Origin of the sequence: Methylobacterium sp. GXF4, assembly GCF_000272495.1 — a bacterium.
In the GTDB taxonomy this organism is placed as follows: Bacteria; Pseudomonadota; Alphaproteobacteria; order Rhizobiales; family Beijerinckiaceae; genus Methylobacterium; species Methylobacterium brachiatum.
In genome coordinates this window covers 1-12,681 of sequence record NZ_AKFK01000106.1, presented here as the reverse complement: position 1 = coordinate 12,681, position 12,681 = coordinate 1, and the positions used below count along the sequence as shown (strand labels likewise).

10 protein-coding genes are annotated in these 12,681 nt (G+C 71.4%); 7 read left to right on the top strand and 3 right to left on the bottom strand.

Features of this window, described 5'->3' with window-relative positions; all coding sequences use genetic code 11:
• Nucleotides 1–237: 237 nt before the first annotated feature.
• The gene (locus tag WYO_RS28050; RefSeq protein WP_007569170.1) at nucleotides 238–3,690 is read right to left on the bottom strand and encodes an AsmA-like C-terminal region-containing protein; all 3,453 of its coding nucleotides are present in this window, start codon (nucleotides 3,688–3,690) and stop codon (nucleotides 238–240) included.
• A 175-nt stretch (nucleotides 3,691–3,865) separates the two neighbouring features.
• Between WYO_RS28050 and WYO_RS28045 the strand changes: the two genes are divergently transcribed.
• The 7 genes from WYO_RS28045 (at nucleotide 3,866) to WYO_RS28015 (ending at nucleotide 10,670) form a co-directional block, all read left to right on the top strand.
• Nucleotides 3,866–6,223 carry a UvrD-helicase domain-containing protein gene (locus WYO_RS28045; RefSeq protein ID WP_007569169.1) on the top strand — a complete coding sequence of 786 codons (2,358 nt, stop codon included), beginning with the start codon at nucleotides 3,866–3,868 and terminating at the stop codon, nucleotides 6,221–6,223.
• 417 nt (nucleotides 6,224–6,640) lie between these two features.
• Complete coding sequence (locus WYO_RS28040) at nucleotides 6,641–7,357, top strand: PhoH family protein (protein ID WP_007569167.1); 717 nt, start codon at nucleotides 6,641–6,643, stop codon at nucleotides 7,355–7,357.
• 132 nt (nucleotides 7,358–7,489) lie between these two features.
• A complete protein-coding gene (locus WYO_RS28035) occupies nucleotides 7,490–7,726 on the top strand; it encodes a hypothetical protein (protein WP_007569165.1) in 237 nt (78 codons plus the stop codon).
• Nucleotides 7,727–7,871: 145 nt separating this feature from the next.
• The gene (locus tag WYO_RS28030) at nucleotides 7,872–8,156 is read left to right on the top strand and encodes an accessory factor UbiK family protein (protein ID WP_007569164.1); all 285 of its coding nucleotides are present in this window, start codon (nucleotides 7,872–7,874) and stop codon (nucleotides 8,154–8,156) included.
• Between the two features lie 289 nt (nucleotides 8,157–8,445).
• Nucleotides 8,446–8,955 (top strand): YbjN domain-containing protein, encoded by a 510-nt coding sequence (locus tag WYO_RS28025; protein ID WP_007569163.1) that lies wholly within the window; start codon nucleotides 8,446–8,448, stop codon nucleotides 8,953–8,955.
• A 23-nt stretch (nucleotides 8,956–8,978) separates the two neighbouring features.
• The gene (proC, locus tag WYO_RS28020; protein ID WP_039904585.1) at nucleotides 8,979–9,782 is read left to right on the top strand and encodes a pyrroline-5-carboxylate reductase; all 804 of its coding nucleotides are present in this window, start codon (nucleotides 8,979–8,981) and stop codon (nucleotides 9,780–9,782) included.
• 171 nt (nucleotides 9,783–9,953) lie between these two features.
• Complete coding sequence (locus tag WYO_RS28015) at nucleotides 9,954–10,670, top strand: hypothetical protein (protein WP_039904584.1); 717 nt, start codon at nucleotides 9,954–9,956, stop codon at nucleotides 10,668–10,670.
• Between the two features lie 38 nt (nucleotides 10,671–10,708).
• On the opposite strand, the gene WYO_RS28010 is transcribed toward WYO_RS28015, so the two are convergent.
• Together WYO_RS28010 and WYO_RS28005 are read right to left on the bottom strand one after the other, a co-directional pair.
• Complete coding sequence (locus WYO_RS28010; protein ID WP_039904580.1) at nucleotides 10,709–11,140, bottom strand: SufE family protein; 432 nt, start codon at nucleotides 11,138–11,140, stop codon at nucleotides 10,709–10,711.
• A gap of 92 nt (nucleotides 11,141–11,232) precedes the next feature.
• A complete protein-coding gene (locus WYO_RS28005) occupies nucleotides 11,233–12,279 on the bottom strand; it encodes a histidine kinase dimerization/phosphoacceptor domain -containing protein (protein WP_007569159.1) in 1,047 nt (348 codons plus the stop codon).
• Nucleotides 12,280–12,681 lie beyond the last annotated feature (402 nt).

Below are 12,681 nucleotides of genomic sequence, written 5' to 3'. Positions count from 1 at the left end.
AAGCCCTGTTCTGCCACGTCGCTCCCCTCTCCCGACCCCCTTCGGGGGCCACCCTCCCCCGCAGAGGGGGGAGGGAAGCGCGTGTCGGCCTCGGACAGACGTCTCTTTCAGCCGAGAATCATTCGGACCGTGTTCCGTGAATTCGCTAGGGATGAGGGGAGAGGGTGGGGTTGCCGCCGCGCTTCGCCGTTCCGAGGCCGGGACCGGCGATCCAGGTCGAAACGTCCGATGCCGCGATCAGGGCCGTCCCTGGGGCTGCGCGGCCTCCGGGGTGCCCGGCTGCCCCTCGGCCGTGCCCTCGCTCTGCGCCCGCGCCCGGGCCTGCCGGGCGGCTTCCTCGGCGGCCGCCTTCTCGGCGGCGGCCTTGAGGGCCGCGGCGCGGGCGCGGTCCATCTCGATCCGGGCCCGGCGGCGCTGGCGCTCGACCTGGTCGGCCTCGGTCAGCTCGATGGTCTCCAGCTCGCGCTGGAGCACGAAGGCGGCGAGCCCGCTCGACAGGGCGCTGACATCGAGGACGCGCTCGGGCGCTCCGAGGGAGCCCGTAAAGCCGAGCTGGACGGAGGGCGCGCCGGCGCTCCAGCCCCGGGGAACCGGGCCGCCGGACAGGAATCCGCGGGCATCGAGGCGGTTGCCGCGCAGGTCGTAGCCAAGGGTGCCGGACCAGCGGGCGGCGCCGAAATCGAGGTCGAGGGGGCCGGCCCGCAGGATCCCGCCGACGATGGTGGCCGGGCTGCTCGCCGGCGCCTTCGCCTGCGCGCCGCCCTTGGCGAGTTCTTCGGCCACCAGGGCCTGGAGCCGTCCCTCCCGCAGGGGATCGTCGATCTCCACCGCTCGGGCGAGGGCACGGCCGAGGGCCGACGGGTCGGCCTGCGGCACGCTCAAATCCTTGAGCGTGAGGCTGCCGCTGCCGGACAGGGTGTCGGCGAGGCCCGAGGCGGTCTCCGCCTGGGTGGTGAAGCGCAGGGACGCGGTCAGGCGCCCGCCGATCGGGCTGGACCCCGCCAGGGTGGCGAGCGCGACGTCGTCGAGCGCGCCCTCGCCGGAGACCGATGCCTCGGCCCCCCGCCGGGTGAGCGTGGCCGATCCGGCGATCCGCCCGCTGCCGAACTTGGCCGTGAGGTTGCGCAGGGTCAGGGCGCCGTCGGCCAGGCCGAGGGCCACGTTCGCCTCCGTGGCGGTGAGGCCGCGGCCGAGATCGAGGCTCGCGACCCGGGCATCGAGGGCGAACGGCGCGATGGGCTGCGGCGCGGGCCCGAAGCGGTCTGCCTTGGCCGGGTCCGGCGGCAGCAGCAGAGCTGTGGCAAGCTGCGGCACCGACAGGCGGTCGAGGCTGAGGCGTCCCCGGAGCGCTCCGCCCGGCGCCCGCAGAACCTTGCCGCTCAAGGCGGTGCCGGCGATCCTGCCGGTCGTGTCGGCGGCGATGTCGCCGGCATCCTTGGCCAGCACGAAGGTCAGGTCGGCCGGCCAGGCGCCGGGGCTCAGCCGGGCGGCGCCGGCCAGGGTCAGGAACGGGGCGAGGTCGGCGGTGTCGGCCCGGATTGCGCCGGCATTCGGCAGGGCGTCGGCGCCGATCAGGATAGGCCGGGCGGTGGCGAGCTTGAGGCCGGCGATCGTGCCGTTGACGGTCAGCGCCAGGGTGTCGGCCTCCGGCCGCTCGGCATTCAGATGCAGCTCGGCGGGCTGCTGCAGGCCGGCGATGTCGGTGCGCCCGAACCAGATGCCGGCCCGGGGTGCGGTGAGCGTGGCGGTGCCGCCCTCGATCCGCGTCCCGCGGCTCGCGAGCGTCAGGTCGAGGGTGCCGCCGCCGGCATTGCCCCGGGCCTGGCTGCGCAGGGCGTCGGCCGCGCCGCCCTCCCGGTCCAGGGTGACGGCGAGGTCGAGGGGCGCGTCGCGCAGGAAGGCGGGCAGCAGGCGGATCTCGCCGAGCCAGACCCGCTCGAGCAGGCCGAGCAGCGGGGCCGCCACAGGGGCCTTCAGCCGCCCGGAGACGCGGCCGGTCCCGTCCGCGCCGATCCGCCCGGACAGTTTCGCGCTCGCCCCCGCCAGATCCGCCACGTCGAGGCTGTCGACCACCAGGCTCGACCCGTCCGACTGGATGCTCGCCGCGATCGTGCCGTTGCCCGAGCCGGCCGGGCCGTAGCGCACGTCCTTGGCCTCGAGGGTCAGGGCGAGGTCGTGGTCGCGCAGGCTGCCGAGGGTGGTGCCCAGAGGCGGCAGGGCGGCGATGTCGATGCCGCTGGCGCGGATCTGGGCGTCGAAGCGCCCGCGCGAACCCGCCTCCGCGGCGGTGTAGCGGGCATTGCCGGTGATGCGCGCCGGCCCGAGGCCGAGACGCAGGTTGCGCAGGGACAGGCTGGAGGCGGCCGCGGACAGGTCGGCGGCGGCCTCGATCCGGCGCCCGTCGAGGAGCGCGGTCAGCGGTCCCTCCAGGCCGAGCCGGCGGAGATAGCGCCCGAGCGGCTCGGAATCGGGGGCATTCAGCGCTACCGGGCCGGTGAGGCGGAACGGTGCCGCCTCGATCTGGCCGGTGACATTCAAGGCCGCGTCGCCGGGGCCGACCGCGGACAGGCGGCGCAGCAGCAGGCCGCCCGTGCGCTCGACGGTGCCGGCGAGCGCCAGGTTCGACCATTCCTCGCCGCCGAGCACCAGGCTGCCCACCGCAAGATCGAGGTCGAGCATCGCCGGCAGGCCGCGCCCGAGATCCGGGACGCCGCGGGCGATCAGGTTCTGGCCCTCGGGCGAGGTCAGGAAGGCGTCGAGGTCGAGGCGGCGGCCCTCCAGGTTCAGGCTGGCGCGCCATTGGCGCAGATCGAGCCGGCCGGTGCCGGCGAACCGCAGGGCGCGCCCGCCCGGGTCGATCGCGAGTTCGACACCTTCGAACCGCACCTGCGCGCCGCGGGCCTTGAACGTCCCACCCAGCGAGAACGGCAGATAGGGGCCGGCCGCCTGGGTCGGCGGCCCGACCACGAGGCGGGCCGAGCCCTCGGATTCGATCAGTGTCGTCCCGTCGGCTTCGTTGGGGACGAGGCCCAGGCGCGCATCCGCCTCGAAGCGCGGATGCGCGTCGCCCCCGCCCGCGATCTTCACGGCGAGCCGCCCGTCGGCCCCCGGCGTGCCGCTGACCGCCCGGAACGGGACGCCGCCGCTCGTGCCCTCCACCCGCCACGGCCCGATCAGGGCGGGGGTCTGCAGGTGCAGGTCCTGGACGTAGAGCTGGTCGGTCCGGCCGGTGGCCGGCACCTGCGTGGTCACGAGGAATTGCTGGACGTGCAGGTCCTCGATGGCGAAGTCGCGGGCGCGCAGGGCCTCGCCGAGGTCGGAGGGGATCCGCACGGCGTCGCTCGCCGCCACCGGGAGCTTGATCTCGGCGCGGCCCACCCGCGTCTCGGTGAAGCGGAACTCGCCTTTCAGGAGCGGCGCCAGCGCGACCTCGGCCTTGACGAAGCGGGCATCCAGGGTCGGCCGGTTCGGGTCGGTGCCGATATGCAGCCGGTCGATGCGCAGCCGCGGCGAGGGCAGGAGCCGCACCTCGATTCGGCCGTCGGTCCGGACCGGAACGTCCAGGGACCGGGCGAGCGCCCGGTCGACGAGGCCGCGCTGGGCCTGCCAATCGATGACGGGCGGGACGGCCAGCGCCGCGACGAGAACCAGGATGACGGCGCCCGCCAGCGCGGTCAGAAGATCACGCACGCTCACCGTTCCGCGAACCACCCCGCGCGGTCGCGGCACCGTGATGCCCCGCCGTCGCGTGCCCCCCTGGGCAACCTGCGACCGGCCATAGCACGATAAGTCCCGGACGGCGCCAGAGGGCCGCCCCGCCCCGAACACCCTCGACGCCGTTCGCGATTTGGTCCAGGGAAGCGGAATGCAGAATGGCCCGCACGCGCAGCCCGCCGGGGACGGCGCTCCGACCTCCATCGCCGCCCGCGCCATGGGCGCCCTCCGGCGGGACGCCGCCAGCTATCTGGAAGGGCTCAACCCCGAGCAGCGCCGCGCCGTCGAGGCGACGGAGGGTCCGGTGCTGGTTCTGGCCGGGGCCGGCACCGGCAAGACCCGGGTCCTGACCACCCGGATCGCCCACCTGATCGCCACCGGCCGCGCCCGCCCCTACGACATCCTGTCGGTGACCTTCACCAACAAGGCTGCCCGGGAGATGAAGCACCGGATCGGCGCGCTGATCGGCCCGGCCGGCGAGGGCATGCCCTGGCTCGGCACGTTCCACGCCATCGGCACCAAGATCCTGCGGCGCCATGCCGAGCTGGTCGGGCTGAAGTCGGACTTCACCATCCTCGGCACCGACGACCAGCTGCGCCTGATGAAGCAGGTGATCGCCGACCAGAACATCGACGAGAAGCGCTGGCCGGCCCGGGCCCTGGCCCACACGATCGACGGCTGGAAGAATCGCGGCCTCGGCCCCGAGCAGGTCCCGCCGGGCGAGGCGACCTCCTTCGCGTTCGGCAAGGGCGGCGCGCTCTACGCGGCCTACCAGGCCCGGCTCGCGACGCTCAACGCCGTCGATTTCGGCGATCTTCTGCTACTTTGCCTCAAGCTCTGGCGTGAAAACCCGGACATCCTGGCCAATTACCAGGACCGGTTCCGCTACATCCTGGTGGATGAGTACCAGGACACCAACGTCGCCCAGTACCTGTGGCTCAGGCTGCTCGCGCAATCGCGAAAAAACATCGCCTGCGTGGGCGACGACGACCAGTCGATCTACGGCTGGCGCGGCGCCGAGGTCGATAACATCCTGCGCTTCGAGCACGATTTCCCGGGCGCCGTGGTGGTGCGCCTGGAGCGCAACTACCGCTCCACCGGTCATATCCTGGCCGCCGCCTCGGGCCTGATCGCCAAGAACGAGAGCCGGCTGGGCAAGACCCTGCGCACCGAGGACGAGCCGGGCGAGCGCGTCACCGTCACCGGCGCCTGGGATTCCGAGGAGGAGGCGCGCCAGCTCGCCGAGGCGATCGAATCCCTGCAGGCCAAGCAGCATCCGCTCTCGGAGATCGCCGTGCTGGTGCGGATCTCGGCGCAGATGCGCGAGATCGAGGATCGCTTCGTCCAGCTCGGCCTGCCCTACCGGGTGATCGGCGGCCCACGCTTCTACGAGCGGGCCGAGATCCGCGACGCGCTGGCCTACCTGCGCGTCACCATGAATGTCAGCGACGACCTCGCCTTCGAGCGGATCGTGAACACGCCCAAGCGCGGCCTGGGCGACGCCACCCTGCAGCAGCTCCACACCTACGGCCGTGCCAACCGTCTGCCGCTGCTGATCGCCGCGCAGCGCCTGTGCGAGACCGACGAACTGAAGCCCCGGGTCCGGGCGACCCTGCGGGCGCTGACCGAGAGCTTCTCCCGCTGGGCCCGCCTCATCGAGACGCAGCCGCACAGCGAGGTCGCCCAGACCATCCTGGAGGAATCCGGCTACACCGAGATGTGGCAGAAGGACCGGTCCGCCGACGCCGCCGGCCGCCTGGAGAACCTCAAGGAATTCGTCCGCTCGATGGAGGAATTCCCCGACATGGCGGCCTTCCTGGAGCACGTCTCCCTGGTGATGGAGGCCTCCGAGGCCGAGGGCGCCGAGCGGGTCTCGCTGATGACGCTCCACGCCGCCAAGGGGCTGGAATTCGACACCGTGTTCCTGCCCGGCTGGGAAGACGGCCTGTTCCCCAACCAGCGGGCGCTCGACGAGAGCGGCCGGGCCGGGTTGGAGGAAGAGCGGCGCCTCGCCCATGTCGGTCTGACCCGGGCGCGCAAGCGCGCCAAGCTGTCGTTTGCGGTCAACCGGCGGATCCACGGCCTGTGGTCCTCGACCATCCCGTCCCGGTTCATCGACGAATTGCCGGAATCGGCCGTCGACGTGGTCGAGGCGCCCGCGCATTTCTCGGCCGGCGCCTCGCGGTTCGACCGCAACCCGACGCCGTTCGGGTCGAGCTACGGTACGCCCGGCTGGCAGCGCGCCCAGGCCAACACCGCCGCGGGCTCCGGCAACCGGTCCGGCTTCGGCAGCGCCCCGGGCGGCCGGTCCGGCGGGCCGCGCCAGATCGAGGGCGAGCTGATCGCCAAGTCGACCGGCGCGCCCTCCGCGTTCCAGGACGGCCAGCGGGTCTTCCACATGAAGTTCGGCCCCGGGACCGTCGCCGGCGTCGACGGCAACAAGCTCACCGTTGACTTCGATAAAGCCGGCCGGAAAATGGTTCTCGACAGCTTCATCCAGCCCGGATGAAGTGAGTCCCGCCGATCAAGCCCGGACGTTTCAGGGCGGCAGGGTCGGCCGGCTTCGCCCGTGCGGGCGGAGAGGATCGCGGTCGTGCAGGATGCCGCGTCGCCCCGTGTTCCCGGCCATCGGCCTGATGCAGCCTTGCCAGCCGGACGGCTTTTTCCGCGCCGCAGCATCAACCGTCACCCCCTAGTCACACCCGCCGCGCAATCGTCGGGTGCGAATCGCGTTGGTGCGACGCTTGCACAGCGTATTCGACCCCGGGCGAGGCGGCGTGACGCTCTCCACAGGCGAATAGCACGGGGTGGAACCTTCGGCATGGCGCCGGAATTAGTTGCGTAATAGAATAAATCCGGGAGCAACAAGGTAAACGGCAGTTCATCGACAGATCCAGGTTGGCAAGTCCCGTTGGAGTGTTGATCCATGAAGAGACGCCGCACACGACTTGAACTGGTTGAAGACCGCACGCCCCGTATTCATCGCACCCGCTTCGACGAAGAGCGCAACCTTAGCCCGATACAACCGCTCACCGACCGCCAGGCCGAGTATCTCGACGCCCTGGCCAGCTCCCCGCAGGTGATCGTCCTCGGCCCCGCCGGCACCGGAAAGACCTACATCGCCGGGACCCGCGCTGCCGACCAGCTCCGCCAGCGCCGCATCTCCAAGGTCGTGATCACCCGCCCGAACGTGCCCTCGGGCCGCTCGCTCGGCTTCTTCCCCGGCACCCTCGAGGAGAAGATCGCCCCCTGGGTCGCCCCGCTCACCGAGGCCATGAAGGAGCGGATGGGCCAGGCCGCCTTCGAGATCGCCCTCAAGACCGGCGACATCGAGATCGTGCCGTTCGAGGTGATGCGCGGGCGCACCTTCAAGAACTGCCTGGTAATCCTCGACGAGGCGCAGAACACCACCACGGCCGAGATCAAGATGTTCCTGACCCGGATCGGCGACGATTGCCAGGTCATCATCAACGGCGACGTCTCCCAGACCGACCTGCGCGAGACCTCCGGCCTGCGCACGGTCATGCACCTGATCAAGAGCCGGATGATGCCGATCCCCGTGGTCGAGTTCACCCGCGACGACATCGTCCGGTCCGGCATCTGCGCCGAATGGGTGAAGGCGTTCGAGGAAACGAATCTCTAACCCAGAAGTTGATGGCGGCGGGTCCTCGCGGGCCCGCCGTGCCCTCACCGGCACGAGACGACTCTCCGAACCTCCCGTTTGGGAGGATGAACCGGGCGTCATGCCCGGAGATCAGAACATTGGAGTCTCCTCGTGAGGAAACTGACCTTCGCCTTCGCCGTGCTGGCCTCGCTGGGCGGTGCCGCCCTCGTCCAGCCCGCCAGCGCCGCCCCCGGCCTCCCCTCGGGCATCACGGCGCCCGACGCTGTGACGCAGGTCCGCCTGACCCCGATGGAGCGCCGCATGATGCATCGGCGCATGGAGCGCCGGATGATGCACCGGCACATGCACCGCAAGATGATGCACCGTCGGATGATGCGCCGCATGTGATTGCGACGGGCGGGGCCTTCGGGCCCCGCTTCCGTGTCCGGACCGCATTTCGGGCGTTGCTCCGCACCCCGCGGATTCCTATCTCGTCACCCTGAATCGCGCAGTCAGGCCGCCGAACGGCAGCCGGCCGATCCGGGAGACCACGATGCCCCCCTCGAACCGACTGTTCGACGATCTCGCTCGCCTGATGACCGATGCGGCCGGTGCCGCCCAGGGCGTGCGCCGCGAGGCCGAGACGGTGGTCAAGGCGCAGGTCGAGCGCCTCGTCCGCGACCTCGACATCGCCTCCCGCGAGGAGCTCGACGTGCTGCGCGATATGGTGACCAATCTCCGCGCCCAGAACGAGGCGCTCGCCGCCCGTGTGGCCGCCCTGGAGGCCCGGGAGGGCAGCGCCGGGGCCGGGGCCGCGGGGCTCAGCGAGGCCGTCTGAGTCCGGACGGCAACGCTTCAGGCTTTTGCACAGGAAGCGCAGCCGATGATTTCGTTTCCTGTTCACCGAGCGTGACCTGCACTTTGTGTCGCGAGTCACGGCCGGTCTATAGTCAGGCATAGGGTGATTCGGCGGCTGCGGGGCGATGTCCGCAGAGCTTCGACAGTCGATCGCGTCAACCCCGGCCTGTCTTCGCCGGTCGTATCAAGTTCTCGGAGTGTTCTCACACTCTTCTCGCGTCCCCGTCACGTCGGTCCGGGTCGATTCCGGGCCGTCCTTTTGGATCGTCATGCCGCTTCTCCACGTCGACTTCCACGACCCTGACCGGAACGAGCATCCGCTCGACGTCGTCGAGCGTTTGGCGTCCCTGCGCGACTGGATCTTCGACCGGGCCGAGACCGACGAGATGTCGATCACCAGTCCCGGCCGCTGGACCGACTACCATGTGGCCTTCACCTGGATCGAGGATGTCGAGGCCCTGCATGTGGCCTGCGCCTTCGACCTGAAGGTGCCGGAGCGGCAGCGGACCGAGGTGCTGCGGCTGATCGCGATGATCAACGAGCAGCTCTGGATCGGCCATTTCGACCTGTGGTCGAGCGACAGCGTGGTGATGTTCCGCCACGCGCTGCTGCTGGCCGGCGGCGCGGTGCCGACCCATCCGCAATGCGCCACCATGATGAAGACCGCCGTGGATGCCTGCGAGCGCTACTTCCAGGCGTTCCAGTTCGTGCTCTGGGCCGGAAAGAGCGCCCGCGAGGCGCTGGACGCCGTGCTGTTCGAGACCGAAGGCGAGGCGTGACGGCGGCCGCGACCCCGGCGCGGATGCCCGCCTCCCTGGTTCTCGCCGGGGCCGGCAAGATGGGCGGCGCGATGCTGGCGGGCTGGCTCGAGGCGGGCCTCGACCCCCGCGCCACCACGATCATCGACCCGGTGCCCGCCCGCCCGATCGTGGATCTCTGCGCCCGGCACGGCATCCGGCTGAACCCGGCGGAGCCCGAGCCCGCGGCGGTGCTGGTCCTGGCGATCAAGCCGCAGGGCCTGGAGGCGGCAGCCCCCGGCCTCGACCGGCTCGTCGGCCCCGACACGCTGCTGGTGTCGATCCTGGCGGGCAAGACCATCGCGGATCTGCGCGCCCGGCTGCTCCGGGCCCGGGCCGTGGTCCGGGCCATGCCGAACCTGCCGGCGTGCATCGGCCGGGGCGCCACCGGCGCCTGCGCGAATGCGGAGGTGACGCCGGCGCAGCGCGACGCGGCCGACGCCCTGTTCGCCGCCAACGGCACCGTGGCCTGGCTCGCCGACGAGGCGCAGATCGACGCCGTGACCGCGGTCTCGGGCTCCGGGCCGGCCTATGTCTTCCTGCTGGTCGAGGCCCTAGCCGAGGCCGGGATCGCCGAGGGGCTCGAGCCTTCGGTGGCGCAGGCCCTGGCCCGGGCCACCGTCTCGGGCGCCGGCGCGCTGCTGGAGGCGAGCCCCGAAGAGGCGGCGGAGCTGCGCCGCAACGTCACCTCCCCGGGTGGGACCACGGCGGCGGCCCTCGACGTGCTGATGCGGCCGGACGGCTTGGCGCCGCTCCTGCGCGAGGCCGTGGCGGCGGCCCGGCGCCGGGCGGCCGAGCTCGCCGGCTGACATCCGTGCGGCATCGCCGCGCGACGGCCCTGCCCATCGCCGCCGCCTTTCCTACATGAGAGCCGACGACCGACAGGAGCGGGCGACAGACCCATGACCGAGACCAGAGCCCCGTCGAAGCGCACCCGCAAGGGTGCCGGTGCCGTGCAGGACGACACGAGCCAGGCCGACATGGCCCAGGACGCCGCTGCGCAGGCCGAGAGCCCGCCCAAGCTGCCGCCCCGCGAGGCCGCGGTCGAGGCCCTGATGCGCCTGGCCGCCGAGCAGCCCTGGAACGACATCGAGATCGGCGACATCGCCCGCGAGGCCGGCCTGACGCTCGCCGAGTTGCGCGACCTGTTCCCCTCGAAGGGTGCGGTTCTGGGCGGCCTCACCCGGATCATCGACCGGAAGGTCCTCGAAGGGGACATCTCGGGCCTCGAAGAGGAGCCGACCCGCGAGCGCCTGTTCGACGTTCTGATGCGCCGGCTTGACGCGATGACGCCCTACAAGCCGGCTCTGCGCCGGATCGCCTACGCCCTGCGCGGCGAGCCGCTGTCGATGCTGGCGCTGAACAGCGTGATGCTGAACTCCCACCGCTACATGCTGGCGGCGGCCGGGATCGACACCGAGGGCCCGCTGGGCCAGCTCAAGCTCCAGGGCGTCGTGATCGCTTTCGCCCGCGTGACGCAGGTCTGGCTCGAGGACGACGACCCGGCGCTCGCCCGGACCATGGCCAAGCTCGACAAGGAGATCCGCAACGGCGAGCGCCTCATGGAGCGCGCCGAGGATGCCCGGCGGCTGACCGCGCCGCTGCGTGCCCTGGGACGCTCCCTCCTCGACCGCCGCCCCCGGACCCGCCGCCCCACGCCGGACGGCGACGAGACCGACCCCGCGGCGGCGATCTAACGCGTCGGGCGGGGTGCCGTCGCGAAACCGACGGCGCCCTATCCCTCGACCTGCAGGAACCGCACCGCGTCGCGGTGCACCCGGTCGGCCATGGCGCGGACGCCGTTGGAGCGCTGCGGGGTCAGGTGCTCGCCCAGGCCCAGCTTGGTGTAGAGCGCGAAGGCGTCGGTCTCGGCGGCCTCGCGCAACGGCTTGCCGTCGAACAGGGCGATCATCAACGCCACCAGCCCACGCACGATATGGGCGTCGCTGTCGCCGCGCATGCGCAGGCGGGGCTCCGAATCCGAGCGGTCGACGTCGAGGTCGATCCAGACCTGGCTGGCGCAGCCCTGGACCTTGTTGGCCTCGGCGTGGAGCTCCGGGTCCGGGGGCGGCAGAGCGCGCCCGAGCTCGATGAGGTAGCGGTAACGCTCTTCCCAATCGTCGATGAAGGCGAAATTCTCGACGATGGTGTCGATCGGGGGAACCATGAGGGACCGGATTTGGGGTGGGCCGGGGCCGCTATAGAGCCCTGGCGAAAATCTGGCGACTCCATCGCAAATCGCCAGGGGGCGCGGTGCCATCACGCCTCCGGCGGCTGCGTCGGCGGCAGGGTCAGGACCAGGGGCGCGGCGGTGCTGGCATCGCCGCTCACCTGGATCTCGGCCTGGGCTGCGTAGGCGGCGATCAGGCGCGGCCCGAGATTGGGCACGTTGGACCGGCCGGTGGCCGCCATCTCGCTCACCCCGGAGACGATCGAGACCCGCAGCGGATGCCCCGCGGCGGAGTCGATCTCGATGGCGATGGAGCAGGCGACGTGCTCGGCGGTGGCGTCGAGGCACTCGGCGACGATCTCGGCGACGATCATGCCGAGCGCGTTGGCGGTGCGCGGCTCGACCAGCCCGGTCCCGGAACCGCCGACCTGGACGCTGATCCGCCCGGCGCGCCGGAGCTGCCCAAGGCCCGAGGCCAGGCGGTGCAGGTAATCGTGCAGGTCGATCGAGGCGATATGGGGCGCCTCGTGCAGGTGCTGCTGCACCAGCGCGATCGCCCGCACCCGCTGGCCCAGCGCCTCGAAGCTGCCGCGGCACGGGTCCGGGGCGGCGCGCCCGTACAGGCCGATCAGGCTGACCATCACCTGCAGGTTGTTGCGCACCCGGTGGTAGACCTCGGCGAGCAGCGCCTCCTTCTCGGCCAGCGCCTGCTCGATATGCTCCTCGGCATGCTTGCGGTCGGTGATGTCGAAGCAGGAGCCGAGATAGCCCTGGAACCGGCCGTCCTCGACCAGCGGGCGAGCGGTGTCGAGCAGCCAGCGGTAGACGCCGTCATGCCGCTTTAGGCGGAATTCCACGGTGAACGGCGCCCGCGCGGCGAAGGCCTCGGCGACGATACGGGCATGGCGCTCGAAATCTTCGGGGTGCAGCCCACTGCGCCAGCCGAGGCGCAGCTCCTCCTCGAGCGGGCGCCCGGTGAAGTCGAGCCAGCACTCGTTGTGGTGGACCGCGTGGCCGTGCTCGTCGGAGCGCCACAGCATCAGCGGCACCACGTCGGCGAAGCGCCGGAAGCTGTCGCTCAACGCGATGGACCCCGCTTCCGACGCCCCTCGGCCCGGATCCCCCGCGGGGTCCATCGCCTGCGATGCAGCCGTTCCGGACCCTGGTGGCTGACCGCCCATTCTGTACCCGACCCGCTGTGCCGAACTGTGTGAAACGCCGTTCTCGTATCCTGATGGCGCCGGTCAACGTGCCGGTGGGGGTCCCGTTCCGGTCCCACGTTGCCGCTGCGGTGCTCATCCACACGTCTGTGCGGATTTAGACGGAAAGACCGGGTTTGAGGGCGTTTTGGCGCGCAGGCGCAGGGTTCGTACGTTCGGTTACAGATCATCTCCTGTTGGACAGGATATCCAATCCCGATGGTGCGCTCCTCGGTGCCGATAGAGGCGCGAATATCGGGCCGTCGGGCTGCGCCGTGTCCGATCTTCGATGCGGGCTTGTGGATGCCGAATTCTTTCACCGCGTGATGCGGGGGGGGG

Coding starts and splice junctions, on each gene's coding strand:
- WYO_RS28025 (WP_007569163.1), top strand. CDS start 8,446: ATGCCGCTTCTCCACGTCGACTTCCACGACCCTGACCGGAACGAGCAT.
- proC (WP_039904585.1), top strand. CDS start 8,979: ATGCCCGCCTCCCTGGTTCTCGCCGGGGCCGGCAAGATGGGCGGCGCG.
- WYO_RS28030 (WP_007569164.1), top strand. CDS start 7,872: ATGCCCCCCTCGAACCGACTGTTCGACGATCTCGCTCGCCTGATGACC.
- WYO_RS28015 (WP_039904584.1), top strand. CDS start 9,954: ATGGCCCAGGACGCCGCTGCGCAGGCCGAGAGCCCGCCCAAGCTGCCG.
- WYO_RS28010 (WP_039904580.1), bottom strand. CDS start 11,140: ATGGTTCCCCCGATCGACACCATCGTCGAGAATTTCGCCTTCATCGAC.
- WYO_RS28040 (WP_007569167.1), top strand. CDS start 6,641: ATGAAGAGACGCCGCACACGACTTGAACTGGTTGAAGACCGCACGCCC.
- WYO_RS28005 (WP_007569159.1), bottom strand. CDS start 12,279: ATGGACCCCGCGGGGGATCCGGGCCGAGGGGCGTCGGAAGCGGGGTCC.
- WYO_RS28045 (WP_007569169.1), top strand. CDS start 3,866: ATGCAGAATGGCCCGCACGCGCAGCCCGCCGGGGACGGCGCTCCGACC.